Source organism: Spirillospora sp. NPDC052242, from assembly GCF_040679555.1.
Classification (GTDB): Bacteria; Actinomycetota; Actinomycetes; order Streptosporangiales; family Streptosporangiaceae; genus Spirillospora.
On sequence record NZ_JBFAUZ010000001.1, the window covers coordinates 140,091 to 156,818 of the forward strand.

The following is a 16,728-nucleotide window of genomic DNA, read 5'->3' on the forward strand; positions in this document are numbered from 1 at the left end:
CGCCGGCGGCGCCGGCCACGTGACCGGATCCGTCCCGCCGGTCGGCGGCGGCTTCACCGTCGCCTAACCGATCTCGACGAAGCCGAGGCGGCCGTAGAGGAGCCGGGCACGGCGGTTGCGGCGGGTCACCGCGAGGGTGAGGGTGTCGTGCCCGCCCTCGGCGAGGGCGTGCATCACCGCCAGGACGAGCTCGCGGCCGAGCCCTCGGCCGGTGCAGGACGGCGCCGTGAACAGGAACGCGAGCAGCGGCTCGTCCCGGTACACGGTCACGAGGGCCGCGGCGACGGGACGTCCGTCCGGTTCGGCGACGAACGACGCGCCGGGCAGGAACGTGCCGTACTCGCCGGCCAGCGTCAGCCGCAGTTCCCGCAGCGCGCCGTCGGGGCCGCCCACGTCGTCCTCGTCGGGGGTGCCGCGGTAGGCGTCCCACATGAGGGCGGCGAGGACGTGCAGGTCGGCGTCGGCGAACGGGCGGAACCCGTCCGGAGGCGGCGGCACCGGGCGCAGCGTGGCCCGCCATCCGCTGCGCACCGGTGCGAAACCGCCGTCCATGGTCACCGCTTGTAGTGCTTGCCGTGCAGCATGTTGATGAGGCCGAGGACGCGCGCCATCTCCTTCTCGGAGCGGCCGAACGACGTCAGGTTCATGGTCGCGAACCGCTGCCGGGTGATCGCCTTCGGGCGGGCGAACTCGCGCAGCCCGTCCGCGCCGTGGATCCGGCCGAAGCCGGACTCCCCGACGCCGCCGAACGGCAGCGCCGCGACCTGCGCGAACGCGGCGAACGCGTTGATGGACGTCATGCCGGACCGCATCGCGCGGGCCGCCTCCATCGCGCGCGACTTGCTGCCGGAGAAGATCGTCCCCGCGAGCCCGTAGCTCGTGCGGTTCGCCTTCTCGACGGCCTCGTCGAGCGAGGCGACCCGGTGCACGGTGATCGTCGGGCCGAACGTCTCCTCGCAGACGGCGGCGGAGTCGTCCGGGACGTCGGTGAGGACGACCGGCTCCACGTACGGCTTGCGGACGGACTCGGGCCCGCCGACGACGGCCTTCCCGCCCTTGGCGATGGCGTCCTTGATGTGCCGCTCGATGATGTCGAGCTGGCCGGGCATCGTGATCGGACCGTAGGCGGCCTCGCGGTCGAAGCCGGGGCGCAGCTCGCGGGCCTTGTCGGTGAGCTTGCCGAGGAACGCGTCGTAGGCGCGGTCGACGACGTAGATCCGCTCGACGCCGATGCAGGTCTGCCCGGCGTTCGACATCGCGCCCCACAGCGCGGCGTCCGCGGCGGCGTCGAGGTCGGCGTCGGCGTCGACGATGCAGGCGTCCTTGCCGCCGCACTCGGCGACGATCGGGGTGAGGTTCTCGGCGCAGGCTGCCATCACCTTGCGCGCGGTGGGCGCGGAGCCGGTGAAGGCGAGCTTGCCGATGTGCGGGGACGACGCGAGCGCGGCGCCCGTCGCGCCGTACCCGGTCACGACCTGCAGGACCGGGTGCTCGGGGACGACCCCGGCGACCAGCTCGGCGAGGTACGTCCCGACGCCCGGGGTGAACTCGGACGGCTTGAACACGACGGCGTTCCCGGCGGCGAGCGCGTACGCGATCGAGCCGATCGGGGTGAAGATCGGGTAGTTCCAGGGTCCGATGACGCCGACGACGCCGAGCGGCTGGTACTCCAGCGTGCACTTCTGGTTGATCGCCATCATGCCCGGGTAGACGCTGCGCGGCCCGAGCACCTTCTGCGCGTTGCGCGCCGCCCAGTCCAGGTGCGAGATCGCCATGATCGTCTCGAGCTGCGCGTCGGCGACCGGCTTGCCGGTCTCCTGATGGATGATCTCGGCCATCCGGTTGAGGTTGCGCGCGAGGGACCCCTTGACGTTGAGGAGCCGCAGCCGGCGCTCGCGCCAGCCCAGCTCGCCCCACCAGCGGGACGCCTCCCGGGCCCGGTCGATCGCGGCGGCGACGTCCGCCCCGTCGTGGACGGGGTGCTCGGCGACGACCTCGCCGGTGGCCGGGTTCAGCGACGCGAACGTCTTCTCGGTGCTCTCCGTGGCCACGGACATGGGAACCTCCCGGGAGGGCCAGTAAGTGCTCGCTTGCATGCGTAGTACTCGCTAGTAAAGCACCTTATGCCGCGTCTCCACGAGTCCCACCCCCCGCGGATAAGCCGTCCCGGGCGTCTAAGGCGGTTCTGAGGCCCCCGGATAAGCCGTCGTCCCGATGCGGGAGGCACCGCCTTAGGACGAACCTCGTAGATGTCGGGCCGCGAGGGCCCGGCGGAACACGAGGAGAACGACCATGATCCGTCCGGAGATCACCCGGGACATCATCGACGACCGCGTACGGCAGCGCCGGAGCGAGGCCCGCCGGGCCCGCCGCGTCCGCCTCGCGAAGGCGCTCAAGCGGTGACCGCCGCGGGTTGCACGCGCACGGCGCGCGTCCCGCACAGAACGCCCCCGTCCGGACGGACGGGGGCGTTCCTCGTTCCGGACGGACGGGCGCCTCAGCCGGTCTCCTCGGGGGCGAGGGGGGTCGCGCCGCGGATCAGGTCGGCCGCGCGCTCGGCGATCGCGATCGTCGGGGCGTTGGTGTTGCCGCGCGGGACGGACGGCATGACGGACGCGTCGACCACCCGCAGGCCCGCGACGCCCAGCACCCGCAGCTCGGCGTCCACGACCGCGCCCATCGCGCACGTGCTCGTCGGATGGAACAGCGTCGCGCACTCGCGGCGGACGAACTCGGCGATCGCCGCGTCGCCCGACACCTGCTCGCCGGGGGCGAACTCGCCGCCGAGCAGCGACGCGAGCGGGCCGGTGTCGGCGATCGCGCGGGCCTGCTTCACCCCCGCGACCAGGATGTCGAGGTCGGCCTCGTCCGACAGGTACGCGGGGTCGATCAGCGGCTTGGCGTACGGGCTCGCGGAGCGCAGCGCGAGCGTCCCCCGGCTCCGGACGGCGATCGCGGTGACCAGCACCGACAGCAGCCGCTGCGACGGTTCGACGAGCCCCTGGTCGATGAACGGGGTCGGCAGCACGTGGTACTGCAGGTCGGGCGCGGGAAGCCCCTCGGACGTCCGGACGAACCCGCCCGCCTCCGCGACGTTCGACGCGTACGGGCCGCGCCCCAGAGCGGAGTGCAGCGCGAACGCGCGGGCGTTCGCCTGCTCCCAGAGGTTCTTGGTCCGGGGCGTGGCGAACATGACGTTCACGAACGGGTGGTCTTGCAAGTTCCGGCCGACGGGCGAGTCCACGAGCACCTTGATGCCGTGCTCGCGGAGATGGTCGGCGGGCCCGACGCCCGACAGCATGAGGAGCTGCGGGCTGTTCACCGCCCCGCCCGACAGCACGACCTCGCGGTCGGCGCGGGCCGTCAGCGACTCCCCGCGCGCCTCGTACGTCACGCCCGTCGCGCGTCCGTCCTCGATCAGGACGCGCGTCGCGAGCGCGTCGGTGACGACGGTGAGGTTCGGGCGGTACTCGACCGGGTGCAGGTACCCGGCGGCCGCCGACCAGCGGCGCCCGCGCCTGTGCGTGACCTGGTAGAAGCCCACGCCGTCCTGGTCGGGGCCGTTGAAGTCGGGGTTGGCGGCGAGCCCGTGCGCCTTCGCCGACTTCACCCACGCCTGGGTCAGCGGGTGCTTGAAGCGCAGGTCCTCGACGCGGAGCGGGCCGCCGACGCCGTGGTACGGGCTCTCGCCGCGCTGCTGGTCCTCGGCCCGGCGGAAGTACGGCAGGAGGTCCGCGTAGCCCCAGCCGGTGCAGCCGTGCTCGTCCCGCCAGGTGTCGTAGTCGAGCCGGGCGCCCCGGGTGTAGATCATCGCGTTGGTGGACGAGCTGCCGCCGAGCGTCCGCCCGCGCGGCCAGTACACGCTGCGGCCCGCGGCGTGCTCCTGCGGGACGGTCGCGTAGTCCCAGTCGTACGGGCCCTTGATCAGCGACGCGACGGCCGCCGGGATGTGGATTTCGGGGGCGTCGTCGGGCGGGCCCGCCTCCAGCAGCAGCACCGTGACCGACGGGTCCTCGGTCAGCCGGGCGGCCAGCACGCACCCCGCGCTGCCCGCCCCCACGATGATGTAGTCGTACACGGCGCACCTCCTGCACGGACCAGGTCGTCGAACACTACCGAACGCCCTTCGGAACGGAGCCCGGCGTTAGGGTGACCGGCATGGCGAAGAACAGGGAGAACCCGGTCGTGCTGTCCCGGATCTACACCCGGACGGGCGACGACGGGACCACCGCGCTGGGCGACGCGTCCCGCACCCGCAAGACCGACCCGCGCCTGGCCGCCTACGCCGACGTCGAGGAGGCCAACGCCGCGATCGGCGCCGCGCTCGCCCTCGGCTCCCTCCCCGAGGACGTCGCCGCGCTCCTCGTCCGCGTGCAGAACGACATGTTCGACGTCGGCGCGGACCTGTGCGCCCCGGTCGTCCCGGACCCCGAGTACCCGCCGCTGCGCATCGAGGCGTCGTACATCGAGCGGCTCGAAGCGGCCTGCGACGAGCAGAACGCGAAGCTGACGCCGCTGCGCAGCTTCATCCTGCCCGGCGGGACGCCCGGCGCCGCGCTGCTGCACGTCGCGCGGACCGTCACCCGGCGCGCCGAACGCTCCGCGTGGGCGGCCGTCGAGGCGCACGGCGCCGCCGCCGTGGACGACCCCGAGGCCGCGCCCGGCGGCGTCAACCCGCTGGCCGTGAAGTACCTGAACCGCCTGTCGGACCTGCTGTTCATCCTCTGCCGCGTCGCGAACCTCGAGCACGGCGACGTCCTGTGGAAGCCGGGCGGCGAACGCTAGGACGACCGGCGCGCCGGGCACGCGTGCCCGCGCATGCGAACGGGGCGGGGCCGATCGCCGGCCCCGCCCCGTCCCGTCCCGTCTCGTCTCGTCCCGTCCCGTCTCGTCTCGTCCCGTCTCGCGGTCGCTTCGCCCGCTCAGCGGAGCAGGTGGCCGCCGCTCCACAGCGGGGCCGCCGCGCCGAGCGCCGACGGGAGCAGCCGGGCGTCGCCGTTCACCGCGACCGTGCTGGCCGCGAGCAGCTGCGTCACGTGCGCGACGCCGTCGACGTTCGTGTCCAGCATCTTCAGGTTCACGTTCTTCATCCGGTCGCACTTCGCGTGGTAGCACGGGTCGTAGGTCTTGCCCGCGCGCCCCCCGTACGCCTTCGCCTCCGCCGCCGTCTTCACGCCGTCCGCGCCGGTCGCGATGCCGCCCGCCGGGATGCCGTGGTCGATGAACGGGCCGTAGTCGGAGCGGCCGTTGAAGACGCTCTCGGCCGTCGGCAGGTCGCGGTCCTTGTAGTACTCGCGGAACATCTTCTCGATCGCCGCCGACCCGGGCGGCGGGGTCGTGCCCTGGCCGAGCGAGTGGTCGCCGTCGTACACGGCGCGGATCCCGTTCACCGAGCCGAGCATGTCGAAGTTGAGGTTCACGGCGATGTTCCGCCGGTCGGACGGGTCCATCTTCTCGACGTAGTGGGTCGAACCGCGCAGGCCCTCCTCCTCGGCGCCCCACCAGGCGAACCGCACCCGGTTCCGCAGGCCCTTCTCGCCGAGCGCGGCGATCTCCTCGGCGACCGCGAGCACCGCCGCCGAACCCGTCGCGTTGTCGTTGATGCCCGCGCCCTCTCGCACGCTGTCCAGGTGCGCGCCGACGACGACCACGTTGTCGGCGCGGCCCCGCTTCGTGTCGGCGATGACGTTGCTGGACGACCGCTTCCCGTGCTCGGTGTCCGTCTTCACCCGCAGCGTCAGCCCGCCCTTCGCCGCGGCCTTCGCGAGCGCCGCGCCGACCTCGTGGCTCGTGGAGACCACCGGCAGCTTCGCCGGCTTCGCGACCGTCCCGTTGATCGGGCCCTTCTCACCGGGCTTGTTGTAGATGACGGCCGCCGCCGCACCCGCGCTCCGCGCGCGCGCGGCCTTCACCTCGAACGAGCACTTCCCGCGCTGCATGAGCGCGATCGCGCCCTTGTCGAACCCCTTGAAGTCCTTCTTCTCGCACCCGCTGGTGCCCTCTTCGCCCTTCGCCGGGACGTCCACGGCGAACACGCGGGCGGTGACGTCACCGGAGCCCGAGTACATCATCGCGGCGAAGTCCTCGCCCGCCTTGTACGTCTTCTTCTTGCTCTTGCCGCCCGTCCGGGACATCACCGGCTCCGAGCGCTCCAGCCAGTACGGGTAGGTGAACTTCTGCACGGTCGGCGAGAACCCCGCCTTGCGCAGCCGCCCCACGACGTACTTCACCGAGACGTCGTACCCGGACGTGCCCGCCGCCCGGTTGCCGCCGTTGTAGTCGGCGATCTGCTGGAACGCCTCCAGGTGCCGCCGCACGTCCCCGATCGTCACCAGCTCGGCGAGGTCGGGACGGGCCGGCGCCGCGCCGGCGGGCGGGACCGCGGACAACGCCAGGAGGGACACGGTCGCGGCGGGCAGCATCACGGCCGACCCACTGAGCAGCTTGCGCACTTGGACTCCTGCGAACGGGAAGAGAGAGCTGACCAGCAGCGATCATCTCGACACGCTCCGTCACCGGCAACTCGCACGACCGTACGCAGGACGAACCGATACCGCGCCCTTACCCGCCCATGCCGAACCGGGTGGGCCGATCCGGTAGGTGAGCCGCACGGGACAAGCCGTGAAAAGCCTGGGGCAACGGCTGGGCTCCGGACGTCCACTCGGGAACGTGTCCACCCGGGGACACTCGGGGACGTGTCTACTCGGGGACGTGCAGGTCCACCGGGAAGCCGGGGGGCGCCGCCTCCAGCCATGCCAGGAAGCCGGTCAGCGCGGACGCGCCCATCGCGAGCTCGACCCGCAGGTCGCCGTCGCGGACCTCGATGATGCTCACGTCCGGCAGCAGGCCGTCGGCCTCCTCCGGATCGGGGCGCCTGCGGTTGGACACGACGAGGCCCCGGCGGTGGATCACCTGCCGGGGCCGTCTGCTGAGTCCGAACACGCGGTGCCAGTGCAGGACATCGCCCTTGTAGCGGCCGATGCCCAGGCGCCACACTCCCGGGGCGCCGCCCTCCTCGGCCGGCAGCTCCCGCAGGCTGCACTCGACCGCGCCGCCGCCGCGCACGAACAGGCGGCGGCGTACCGCCATCGCGAGGAACACGAGCGCGCACACCGCGGCGAGGGCGGCGAGCACCGCGCCGACGTCCACTGCCAGGTGCTCGCCCAAGTCCCCCCGCCGTTCCGCTCGGCCTCGATACTAGGCTTCGATGCCCGCCGCGCGCAGCCGGGCGCGCGCCCGCCGCTCGATGGTGCCGTCCTCGTCGCCGGACGCCTGCGCCTCTTCGAGCGCGCGCTTCGCGGCGTCCACATCGACCTCGTGGCTCAGTTCGGCCTGCTCGGCCAGGACCGACACCTCGTCGGCCGCGACGGAGAAGAAGCCGCTGCCGACCATCGCGGTGACCGGCTCGCCGCCGTCGGCGGGCTCGATCTTGACCACGCTGCCGTCGAGGAGGACGCCGAGCACCGGGGCGTGCCCGGGCAGGATGCCGAGCGAGCCCTCGATGGTCTGCGCGACCACCATCTTGGCATCGCCGGACCAGATCTCGCGCTCCGGCGAGACGAGCCCGACCTTCAGGGTTGCCACGTCACAATCCTCCGATTGCCGGATCGGTTGCCGCGGTTCGGCCGCGGCCGGGTCCCGGAGTCCGGAACCCGGCCGCGACCGGAGCGGACTACCTCTCCAGCTCCTTGGCCTTCTTCTCGACGTCCTCGATGCCACCGCACATGAAGAACGCCTGCTCGGGGATGTGGTCGTACTTGCCCTCCGCGATGGCCTTGAAGGACGCGACCGTCTCGTCCTTCGGCACGGTCACACCGGGCTGGCCGGTGAACTGCTCGGCCACGTACATCGGGTGCGACAGGAAACGCTCGATGCGCCGCGCCCGGTTGACGGTGACCTTGTCCTCTTCGGAGAGCTCGTCGATACCCAGGATCGCGATGATGTCCTGCAGCTCCTTGTACTTCTGCAGGATCCGCTTCACTTCCTGGGCGACCTCGTAGTGCTCGTTCCCCAGCACCTGCGGGTCCATGATCCGCGAGGAGGAGTCGAGCGGGTCGACCGCCGGGTAGATGCCCTTCTCGGTGATGGCCCGGGAGAGCGTCGTGGTGGCGTCCAGGTGCGCGAACGTGGTGTGCGGCGCCGGGTCGGTGATGTCGTCGGCGGGCACGTAGATCGCCTGCATCGAGGTGATCGAGTGACCGCGCGTCGAGGTGATCCGCTCCTGCAGCACGCCCATCTCGTCCGCCAGGGTCGGCTGGTAGCCCACCGCGGACGGCATGCGCCCGAGCAGCGTGGAGACCTCCGAGCCGGCCTGGGTGAACCGGAAGATGTTGTCGATGAACAGCAGCACGTCCTGGTTCTGGACGTCCCGGAAGTACTCGGCCATCGTCAGCGCCGACAGCGCGACCCGCAGACGGGTGCCCGGCGGCTCGTCCATCTGGCCGAACACCAGCGCGGTGTCCTTGAGGACGTTCGCCTCTTCCATCTCCACCCAGAGGTCGTTGCCCTCACGGGTGCGCTCGCCGACGCCCGCGAACACCGAGGTGCCACCGAAGTTGCGGGCGACACGCCGGATCATCTCCTGGATGAGGACGGTCTTGCCCACGCCCGCGCCGCCGAACAGGCCGATCTTCCCGCCCTTGACGTACGGGCAGAGGAGGTCGATGACCTTGATGCCGGTCTCCAGCATCTCGGTCTTCGACTCCAGCTGGTCGAACGCCGGGGCCTTGCGGTGGATGCCCCACCGCTCGTTGACCTCCAGGGAGGCCGTGGGAACGTCGAGCGTCTCGCCGAGGGCGTTCCACACGTGGCCCTTGGTGATGTCGCCGACCGGCACCGAGATGGACTCGCCGGTGTCCACGACCGGGGCGCCGCGGACGACGCCGTCGGTGGGCTTCATCGAGATGGCCCGGACCATGTTGTCGCCGAGGTGCTGGGCGACCTCCATGGTCAGGGTCTGGGTGTCGCCGCCGATGGTCGCCTCGACACGGAGGGCGTTGTAGATCTCCGGGATGGCGTCGGCGGGGAACTCCACGTCGACGACCGGGCCGATGACACGGGCGACGCGCCCGGTCGCGGTCGCCGTCTCTACTGGTGCAGTCATTAGTTACTCCCGCCAGAATCGGCGAGCGCGTCAGCGCCACCGACGATCTCGCTGATTTCCTGGGTGATCATGGCCTGCCGCACCTGGTTCATCTGGCGCGTGTAGACCTCGACCAGTTCGTTCGCGTTGTCGGTCGCCGACTTCATCGCCCGCTGCTTCGACGCCTGGTAGGACGCCGCGGATTGCAGCAGCATGTGGAAGATGCGGCTCTCGACGTAGTTGGGCAGCAGCAGGTCCAGCGCGGCCTGCGCCGACGGCTCGAAGTCGTACGCCGGCGGAACCTTGGCGTCCGATTCCGTGCCCTCCTGGATCTCCAGGGGCATCAGGCGCGTGACCCGGACCTCCTGCGTCAGCCGCGAGACGAACTCGGTGTAGACCACGTGGATCTCACCGACGCCGCCCTCCGCGTCCGTCTTCAGGAAGTCGTCGGTCAGCCGCCGGCCGATCCGCTCCGCCGAGGCGAAGTCGGGCCGGTCGGTGAAGCCCGCCCACTGCTCCTGGATGTGCCGGTCGCGGAACCGGTACCAGGTGATGCCCTTGTTGCCGATCACGTACGGGACGGGCTCGCGCCCGGACTCCCGCAGCCGCGTGATCAGCGCCTCGGCCTCTCGGATGACGTTGACGTTGTACGCGCCGCAGAAGCCGCTGTCGCTGGTGATGATCAGCACCGCGCTGCGGTTGTCGGTCGGCTGCTCGTGCAGCAGCGGATGATCGACACCGACGTGGTGACTCACCAGCGCGGACAGGGCCTGCGTGATCTGGTCGGCGTACGGCTTGGACGCCGCCACCGCCTGCTGGGCCTTGACGATCCGCGAGGTGGCGATCATCTCCTGGGCACGAGTGATCTTGGCGGTCGACTTGACCGACCTGATCTTCTGCCGGAGTTGGCGAACCTGGGCCATCGCCCGTCAGCCCTTCTTGACGCGGGTGATCGTCTCCTGGCCGACGGCCTCCTCGTCGATCGCCTCGACGCTCTCCTCCGCGCCCAGCAGCTCACCCTCGCTGGTCTGGAAGCCCTTCTTGAAGGAGGCCATCGTGCGCTCGAGCGCGGCCAGGCCGTCGTCGGAGAGCTGGCCCGTCTCGCGGATGGAGGTCAGCAGACCGCCCTCCTCGCGCGCGACGTGGTCGAGGAACTCGCGCTCGAACCGGCGGATGTCGGCGACCGGGACGTCGTCCAGCTGGCCGGACGTGCCCGCCCACACCGACACGACCTCCTGCTCGACCGGGAACGGGCTGCCCTGCGGCTGCTTCAGCAGCTCGACCAGGCGCGCACCGCGCTCCAGCTGCGCCCGCGACGCGGCGTCCAGGTCGGACGCGAAGGCGGCGAACGCCTCCAGGTCACGGTACTGCGACAGCGCCAGCTTCAGCGAACCGGCGACCTTGCGCATCGCCTTGATCTGCGCAGACCCGCCGACTCGGGACACCGAGATACCGACGTTGATGGCCGGACGGACGCCCTGGTTGAACAGGTCCGTCTCCAGGAAGCACTGGCCGTCGGTGATCGAGATGACGTTCGTCGGGATGTACGCCGACACGTCGTTGCCCTTGGTCTCGATGATCGGCAGACCCGTCATCGAACCGGCGCCCAGGTCGTCCGACAGCTTCGCGCAGCGCTCCAGCAGACGCGAGTGCAGGTAGAAGACGTCGCCCGGGTAGGCCTCGCGGCCCGGCGGGCGGCGCAGCAGCAGCGACACCGCGCGGTACGCCTCGGCCTGCTTCGACAGGTCGTCGAAGACGATCAGGACGTGCTTGCCCTGGTACATCCAGTGCTGGCCGATCGCCGACCCGGTGTAGGGGGCGATGTACTTGTAGCCGGCCGGGTCGGACGCCGGGGCCGCCACGATCGTGGTGTACTCGAGCGCGCCGGCCTCCTCCAGGGAGCGGCGCACGTTGGCGATCGTGGAGCCCTTCTGGCCGACCGCGACGTAGATGCAGCGGACCTGCTTGCTCGGGTCGCCCGACTCCCAGGCTTCCTTCTGGTTGATGATGGTGTCCACGCAGACGGTCGTCTTGCCCGTCTGCCGGTCACCGATGATCAGCTGGCGCTGGCCGCGGCCGATCGGCGTCATCGCGTCGATCGCCTTGATGCCGGTCTGCAGCGGCTCGCCCACCGACTGCCGCTGCACGACGCTGGGCGCCTGCAGTTCCAGGGCACGACGCTCGGTCGTCTCGATGGCGCCCTTGCCGTCCAGCGGGTTGCCCAGCGAGTCGACGACGCGGCCGAGGTAGCCGTCGCCGACGGGAACCGAGAGGACCTCGCCGGTCCGACGGACCTTCTGGCCCTCCTCGATGCCGCTGAATTCACCCAGGACGACGGCGCCGATCTCGCGCACGTCCAGGTTCAGAGCCAGGCCGCGGGTGCCGTCCTCGAACTCCAGGAGTTCGTTCGCCATCGCGGAGGGCAGCCCCTCGATGTGGGCGATGCCGTCGCCCGAATCGACGACGGTGCCGACCTCTTCGCGCGCGGCGGCCTCGGGCTCGTACGACTGGACGAAGCGCTCCAGCGCGTTCCGGATCTCATCCGGACGGATCGTCAGCTCCGCCATGATTCCTCTCTTGCTCCCTTTGGGGTCAGCTCTGCCGGCCTCAGCCGGTGCCGAGCCGCCGGCGGACGTCGTCCAGCCGTCCGGCGATCGTGCCGTCGATGATCTCGTCCCCGATCTGGATCGACAGTCCGCCGATCGTGGACGGGTCGAGCTCGATGTTCAGGTGTACCTCGTGGCCGTACGCGGCGGCGAGCACCGCCGCGAGCCGCGTGCGCTGCGACTCGGAAAGCTCGACCGGCGAGCGGACCAGGGCCACCAGCCGCTGCCTGCGCCGGGTGACGATCTTGCCGTACTCGGCCAGCCCGCTCTCCAGGCTACGTCCTCGGGGCCGCAGAACGACCTCGGTGACCAGGGCCGATGTGGCCGCGGTGACCTTGCCGTCCAGCAGCGCGCCGAGGAGCCCGGCCTTCCGGTCGTCCGGCAGGGCGCGGTTCGTCAGCGCGGCGCGCAGTTCCGCCTCGCCCTCGACGAGCCGGGAGAACCGGAAGAGCTCGTCCTCCAGGTCGTCGATCCGCCCGTCCGCCTCGGCGCGGGCGGCCTCGGCGGAGACCGCGAGGATCTCCACCGCGTCCGCCAGCTCCGAGGACGTGGACCAGCGCAGCGCGACGACGTCGGCGACCAGCCCGAGAGCGGCCGGCGTGACCTTGCCCTCCAGCAGGATCCGGACGAGCTGCGCCTTGTCGGCCCCGTCCCGCGAGGGGTCGGACACCGCCCGCCGCAGTCCGTGCTCGCGGTCGATCAGGTGCAGCACCGAGAACAGGTCGCCGCCCAGCCGGGCCAGGTCGGCGTCACCGGAGGCGATGACCGCCTCCAGCCGCTCCCCGGCCTCGGCCAGCGACGCCCTGCTCACCGCTCCCGTGATGGTCATGATGTGATCTGCTCCTGCGTGCGAGCACGGTCCTCGAGCTCTTCGAGGAACCGGTCGATCACCCGGCTCTGGCGCGCGCTGTCCTCGAGGGACTCGCCCACGACGCGGCCGGCGAGGTCGACCGACAGCGTGCCGATCTCGGCGCGCAGCGCCGCGAGGGCCTGCTGACGCTCCGCCTCGATCTCGGCCTTGGCGGCCTCGGTGATGCGGTTCGCCTCGACCTGGGCCCGCTCCTTGGCCTCCGCGATGATCGCGGCGGCCTGCTCCTCGGCCTTCCGCCGGGCCTCGGACGCGTCGACCGCGGCCTGCTTCTCCCGGGCCTTGTACTCCTCGAGCGTCGCCTTGGCCTCGGCCTGGGCCTCCTCGGCCCGCTTCAGGCCCCCCTCGATCTCATTGGACCGCTCTTCGAGGGTCTTCTGGATGCGCGGGGTGAGGATCTTGCCGACGACGATGAGGACGACGAGGAACGAGAAGATCCCGACGACCAGCTCGTACGAGTGCGGAAGCAGAGGGTTGTTCTCCTCCGCCGCGAGGACGGAAGTCGCTGTGATCATGTCTACAGCCCCTCCTCAGGGTGAAGCCCGGTCAGATGCCCTGGAAGATGAACGGCGCGACCAGACCGATGAGGGCCAGCGCCTCGGTGAGGACGAAGCCCAGCATCATGTTGGTGCGGATGACGCCGGTCAGCTCGGGCTGGCGGGCGATCGCGTTGACGCCCTGGCCGAAGATGATGCCGACACCGATGCCGGGGCCGATGGCGGCGAGGCCGTACCCGATCGCGGTGACGTTGCCTTCGACGGCGGCGAGCACTCCCGTCATGGGTTCTTTCCTTTTCTGTCGGCCGGCGGAGTGTCCGCCGGTCTGGCTTATCGAGGATGACTGTTTGGGACGCCCGGCCGGGGGGCAGAGCGACACCGTGTGGCCTTTAGTGGTCCGCGTGCAGGCCGCTCTGGATGTACATGGCGGCCAGCATCGTGAACAGGAACGCCTGCAGGAACTGGATGAGCAGCTCGAACGCGGTCATGACGATGGTGACGATCACGCCGATGATGCCCACACCGAACCCGAGCGCCGTGGGCTTCTCGATCAGGAACCAGAACCCGACGAGGCTGAAGAACGCCAGGATCATGTGACCGGCGAACATGTTGGCGAACAGCCGCACCGCGTGCGTGAAGGGCGCCAGGATGAAGGTCGACAGGTACTCGATCGGCACCAGCAGGAAGTAGACGGGCTTGGGCAGGCCCTGGGGGATCAGGTTCGTGAAGTACTTCACCGGCCCCTGGTGCTTCATGCCCAGGTACACCTTGATGAAGTAGATGAAGATCGCCAGTACGGCCGGGAACGCGATGTGCGAGGTGATCGGGAACTGGATCACCGGGATGACCGCGAAGATGTTCCATACCCAGACCAGCAGGAACACCGACATCAGCAGCGGCATCCACTGCTCGGTGTTCTTGCCCAGGAACGGGCGGGCGATCTGGTCGCGCACGAACACGTAGCCGATCTCGCCGATGTTCTGGACGCCCCGCGGCACCAGCTTCGGCTTGGCGAACGCGCTCCAGCAGAACACGCAGACGACCAGCGCGCCGACGACGGCGAAGAGCACCGGCTTGGTGAGCCACTCGGGGCCGCCGGCGAACAGGGGCGGGAATTCGAAGATCTCAGGCCCCGGGGCCTGGAACTCCCCCCCACCGGTGGAGGCGAGGACCGTCTGCGCGTTCACGCGGCGTTCCCTTCATCAATGTGGCGATGGTTCACGAAGGCTTCCTCGGCGGCGGGGCCGCTCAGGCGGAATGGCGACCGTACTTCACGTAGACCAGGTAGATGGCGAGCACGACGCCGATGACCAGGCCGATCGGCGTGATCCACGCCTGTCCCGTCCACTTGGCCAGCAGCCATCCGAGCCCACCCCAGATGGCCATCCCGGACAGGAGGTAGCTGGGCACGGACCAGGCGGCGTCGGCGAATTCCTGTTGACCGTCCTCCGGCCGACGCTTCTGCTCGCTCATCGCGCTCCGGACGATAGCAGGCCATCAAGGCGGTGGTCATATTGGAGTAGTCCCTGGCGACCGGTCGCGGTGTCGGCCCCGCGGCCGGCACCGTCCGTGATCGGCTCATCACGGAACCTTGTCCAGGGCGCCCTCGGGCTCGTCAATGTAGGGCCTCCCCCGCTGCAACGTGACCCGGAACTCCGCGGCGATCCACGTCAGGGCCAGTCCGATGACGGTCCAGCCGAAGACCTTCGTGTTCCAGATCGACACCCCGTCGATGAGGGTGACCAGCACCATCACCACGAGGATCTTCACGACGTAGCTGGCCAGCGCGGCGAGCATCATCGTCTGCGCGGAGATCCGGCCGGCCCACGACACGACCACGGCGCTGAGGGAGAAGAAGGCGATCACCACGACCGCGGCCAGCGCCGCGCCGAAGAGTCCCTTGGTGCCCGCGGTCAGCAGGCCGATCAGGACGGCACCCACGCCGACCATTGCGGTCGGGATCGCGGCGCCGCGGAGCATCCGGGCGTCGGAAGGTTGCATGAGGGCTCCGGCTGGTCACGTTGAGTGTTCGTCTCTTGTTCGTGAAAGGTATCACAAGCGTCCGGAATGTCCACAATTACCCTCTAGGTAATGCGATACCGGGCGGGCTCGCGGTCCCCGGCGGCTCACGGCACGGGACGTCCGTCGAGGTCGGGGGCGTCGGCGCCGGGGGCAACGCCCGGGCAGGGCGCCGACAGGGCCGACCCTAAGCGAACACGCCGAGTGACATGTCCTCCGACGTCTGATCGTTACCGGCGAGTCGCCTTCAGGCCCGCAGCGCAGGGGGATCCGTACACCTTCGAGTGGCGCAAATCACGGAACCGGATTCGGTTGCCGGGGGTCCGCCGGGGCCTCGTGGGCGGGGCCTCGGACCGGCGGGGGTTCGGGAGCCGGGGGTCGGGCGGGGCGTCAGACCGGCATCTTGGTGCGCATCGCGGGTTCGGCGCCGCCCCCGGCGTCGCCCGCTCCGGACTCGTCCTTGCTCCGGCGGCGCCGTCCGCGTCCCGGACCGGCCAGGACCAGCACCACGCCGCCGACCGCCACGACCAGGGTGACGCCGAGGGTGATCCAGGCCGCGTCGAAGATCGCCAGCCCGACCAGGCCGGACGCCAGCAGCCCCACCCAGAAGTACATGATCAGCACGGCGCGGCGGGTCGAGTGGCCGAGCTGCAGCAGCCGGTGGTGCAGGTGCTGCTTGTCCGGGGAGAACGGCGACCGGCCCTGGTTCGTGCGGCGCCACACCGCGAGCAGCATGTCCATGAACGGGACCGCCGCGACGGCCGGGACCAGCAGCAGCGGCACCCAGAACGGGAACAGCCCGTTCGCCAGGACGGCCGGGTCGAACTGCCCCGTCAGCATGATCGTCGACGCGCTGAGCAGCAGCCCGATCAGCATCGACCCGGTGTCGCCCATGAAGATCCGGGCGGGGCTGAAGTTGTGCGGCAGGAAGCCCGCGCAGATCCCGAACAGCACCGCCGCCGTCAGCGTCGCGCTCGTCAGCGTCGTCATGCCGTTCGCCTTCGACAGCAGGTACGCGTACGAGAACAGCGCGAGCGCCGCGATGCCGACGACGCCCGCCGCCAGGCCGTCCAGCCCGTCGATGAAGTTGACCGCGTTGATGGTCGCGACCACGACGAACACCGTCAGCGGCACCCCGTACGCGGGCGGCAGCGACAGCGACTCCCCGTTCGGCAGCGGGATCACGTAGATCTGGATGCCCTGCATGATGAAGATCCCGGCGGCGGCGACCTGCCCGGCGAACTTGGTGAGGGCGTCGACCTCCCACCGGTCGTCGGCGATGCCGACCAGCACGATCAGCCCGCCCGACAGCAGCAGCGCCTTCGCGACCGTGATGTCGCCGTCCTGCAGGACCTGGCGCATCTGCGGCAGCCCCGTCGCCACGACCAGCGCGGCGACCATCCCGCCGAACATCGCGAGCCCGCCCAGCCGGGGCGTCGGGATCACGTGCACGTCCCGGTCGCGCGGGACGGCCTGCGCCCCGAACCAGACGGCGAACCTGCGCACCGAGGGAGTGAGCACGTAGGACACGAGGGCGGCGACCAGGATGGTCAGCAGGTACTCCCGCACGCCCTTGCGCCTCCCCTCACCGGTCTCCGCGCCGCCCCGAACGGGACGCGCGCGTCCAGCCGGCACACGTCCCTTGATACGTAGACG

The 16,728-nt window shown here is 70.6% G+C and carries 17 protein-coding genes; 1 reads left to right on the forward strand and 16 read right to left on the reverse strand.

Features of this window, described 5'->3' with window-relative positions; translation table 11 throughout:
- Positions 1-63: 63 nt before the first annotated feature.
- The 3 genes from AB0L25_RS00780 to AB0L25_RS00790 all read right to left on the reverse strand — a co-directional run bounded on the left by AB0L25_RS00780 (position 64) and on the right by AB0L25_RS00790 (position 4,078).
- Complete coding sequence (locus tag AB0L25_RS00780; RefSeq protein ID WP_500167208.1) at positions 64-552, reverse strand: GNAT family N-acetyltransferase; 489 nt, start codon at positions 550-552, stop codon at positions 64-66.
- A gap of 2 nt (positions 553-554) precedes the next feature.
- Positions 555-2,057, reverse strand: a complete 1,503-nt coding sequence (locus AB0L25_RS00785; protein WP_500167210.1) for an aldehyde dehydrogenase family protein — start codon at positions 2,055-2,057, stop codon at positions 555-557.
- A 440-nt stretch (positions 2,058-2,497) separates the two neighbouring features.
- Positions 2,498-4,078 carry a GMC family oxidoreductase gene (locus AB0L25_RS00790; RefSeq protein ID WP_500167212.1) on the reverse strand — a complete coding sequence of 527 codons (1,581 nt, stop codon included), beginning with the start codon at positions 4,076-4,078 and terminating at the stop codon, positions 2,498-2,500.
- An 80-nt stretch (positions 4,079-4,158) separates the two neighbouring features.
- Here AB0L25_RS00790 and AB0L25_RS00795 point away from each other — a divergent pair, with 80 nt between their 5' ends.
- Positions 4,159-4,785 (forward strand): cob(I)yrinic acid a,c-diamide adenosyltransferase, encoded by a 627-nt coding sequence (locus AB0L25_RS00795; RefSeq protein ID WP_500167214.1) that lies wholly within the window; start codon positions 4,159-4,161, stop codon positions 4,783-4,785.
- Between the two features lie 137 nt (positions 4,786-4,922).
- Here AB0L25_RS00795 and AB0L25_RS00800 read toward each other — a convergent pair whose 3' ends face one another.
- The 13 genes from AB0L25_RS00800 to AB0L25_RS00860 all read right to left on the reverse strand — a co-directional run bounded on the left by AB0L25_RS00800 (position 4,923) and on the right by AB0L25_RS00860 (position 16,641).
- Positions 4,923-6,452, reverse strand: coding sequence for a M28 family peptidase (locus tag AB0L25_RS00800; RefSeq protein ID WP_500167216.1), 1,530 nt, complete (start codon positions 6,450-6,452; stop codon positions 4,923-4,925).
- Between the two features lie 247 nt (positions 6,453-6,699).
- Positions 6,700-7,167: a DUF2550 domain-containing protein gene (locus AB0L25_RS00805; RefSeq protein ID WP_500167218.1), complete on the reverse strand. Its 468-nt coding sequence runs from the start codon at positions 7,165-7,167 to the stop codon at positions 6,700-6,702.
- Positions 7,168-7,197: 30 nt separating this feature from the next.
- The gene (locus AB0L25_RS00810) at positions 7,198-7,584 is read right to left on the reverse strand and encodes a F0F1 ATP synthase subunit epsilon (RefSeq protein WP_500167221.1); all 387 of its coding nucleotides are present in this window, start codon (positions 7,582-7,584) and stop codon (positions 7,198-7,200) included.
- A gap of 88 nt (positions 7,585-7,672) precedes the next feature.
- Positions 7,673-9,103, reverse strand: a complete 1,431-nt coding sequence (gene atpD, locus AB0L25_RS00815; RefSeq protein WP_500167223.1) for a F0F1 ATP synthase subunit beta — start codon at positions 9,101-9,103, stop codon at positions 7,673-7,675.
- Positions 9,103-10,005, reverse strand: coding sequence for a F0F1 ATP synthase subunit gamma (locus AB0L25_RS00820; protein WP_500167225.1), 903 nt, complete (start codon positions 10,003-10,005; stop codon positions 9,103-9,105). Before AB0L25_RS00820 ends, atpD begins: the two co-directional genes overlap by 1 nt.
- A 6-nt stretch (positions 10,006-10,011) precedes the next feature.
- Entirely contained in the window at positions 10,012-11,649 is a 1,638-nt protein-coding gene (gene atpA / locus AB0L25_RS00825; RefSeq protein ID WP_500167227.1) for a F0F1 ATP synthase subunit alpha, read from the reverse strand.
- 40 nt (positions 11,650-11,689) lie between these two features.
- Positions 11,690-12,517, reverse strand: a complete 828-nt coding sequence (locus tag AB0L25_RS00830) for a F0F1 ATP synthase subunit delta (protein WP_500167229.1) — start codon at positions 12,515-12,517, stop codon at positions 11,690-11,692.
- On the reverse strand, positions 12,514-13,071 hold the full coding sequence (locus AB0L25_RS00835) for a F0F1 ATP synthase subunit B (protein ID WP_500167231.1): 558 nt from the start codon (positions 13,069-13,071) through the stop codon (positions 12,514-12,516). Before AB0L25_RS00835 ends, AB0L25_RS00830 begins: the two co-directional genes overlap by 4 nt.
- A gap of 31 nt (positions 13,072-13,102) precedes the next feature.
- Complete coding sequence (gene atpE, locus AB0L25_RS00840) at positions 13,103-13,336, reverse strand: ATP synthase F0 subunit C (RefSeq protein ID WP_191327571.1); 234 nt, start codon at positions 13,334-13,336, stop codon at positions 13,103-13,105.
- Positions 13,337-13,442: 106 nt separating this feature from the next.
- A complete protein-coding gene (gene atpB, locus AB0L25_RS00845; protein ID WP_500167233.1) occupies positions 13,443-14,240 on the reverse strand; it encodes a F0F1 ATP synthase subunit A in 798 nt (265 codons plus the stop codon).
- Positions 14,241-14,301: 61 nt separating this feature from the next.
- The gene (locus AB0L25_RS00850) at positions 14,302-14,526 is read right to left on the reverse strand and encodes an AtpZ/AtpI family protein (protein ID WP_500167235.1); all 225 of its coding nucleotides are present in this window, start codon (positions 14,524-14,526) and stop codon (positions 14,302-14,304) included.
- Positions 14,527-14,634: 108 nt separating this feature from the next.
- The gene (locus AB0L25_RS00855; protein ID WP_500167237.1) at positions 14,635-15,054 is read right to left on the reverse strand and encodes a Cg1360 family ATP-synthase-associated protein; all 420 of its coding nucleotides are present in this window, start codon (positions 15,052-15,054) and stop codon (positions 14,635-14,637) included.
- Positions 15,055-15,462: 408 nt separating this feature from the next.
- On the reverse strand, positions 15,463-16,641 hold the full coding sequence (locus tag AB0L25_RS00860; RefSeq protein ID WP_500167609.1) for a glycosyltransferase family 4 protein: 1,179 nt from the start codon (positions 16,639-16,641) through the stop codon (positions 15,463-15,465).
- Positions 16,642-16,728: the final 87 nt, after the last annotated feature.

What these genes read in the sequence shown, in the direction of transcription:
- AB0L25_RS00830 (WP_500167229.1), bottom strand. Translation starts at nt 12,517, where the DNA reads ATGACCATCACGGGAGCGGTGAGCAGGGCGTCGCTGGCCGAGGCCGGG.
- AB0L25_RS00780 (WP_500167208.1), bottom strand. Translation starts at nt 552, where the DNA reads ATGGACGGCGGTTTCGCACCGGTGCGCAGCGGATGGCGGGCCACGCTG.
- atpE (WP_191327571.1), bottom strand. Translation starts at nt 13,336, where the DNA reads ATGACGGGAGTGCTCGCCGCCGTCGAAGGCAACGTCACCGCGATCGGG.
- AB0L25_RS00850 (WP_500167235.1), bottom strand. Translation starts at nt 14,526, where the DNA reads ATGAGCGAGCAGAAGCGTCGGCCGGAGGACGGTCAACAGGAATTCGCC.
- AB0L25_RS00855 (WP_500167237.1), bottom strand. Translation starts at nt 15,054, where the DNA reads ATGCAACCTTCCGACGCCCGGATGCTCCGCGGCGCCGCGATCCCGACC.
- AB0L25_RS00835 (WP_500167231.1), bottom strand. Translation starts at nt 13,071, where the DNA reads ATGATCACAGCGACTTCCGTCCTCGCGGCGGAGGAGAACAACCCTCTG.
- AB0L25_RS00795 (WP_500167214.1), top strand. Translation starts at nt 4,159, where the DNA reads ATGGCGAAGAACAGGGAGAACCCGGTCGTGCTGTCCCGGATCTACACC.
- AB0L25_RS00785 (WP_500167210.1), bottom strand. Translation starts at nt 2,057, where the DNA reads ATGTCCGTGGCCACGGAGAGCACCGAGAAGACGTTCGCGTCGCTGAAC.
- AB0L25_RS00820 (WP_500167225.1), bottom strand. Translation starts at nt 10,005, where the DNA reads ATGGCCCAGGTTCGCCAACTCCGGCAGAAGATCAGGTCGGTCAAGTCG.
- atpA (WP_500167227.1), bottom strand. Translation starts at nt 11,649, where the DNA reads ATGGCGGAGCTGACGATCCGTCCGGATGAGATCCGGAACGCGCTGGAG.
- atpD (WP_500167223.1), bottom strand. Translation starts at nt 9,103, where the DNA reads ATGACTGCACCAGTAGAGACGGCGACCGCGACCGGGCGCGTCGCCCGT.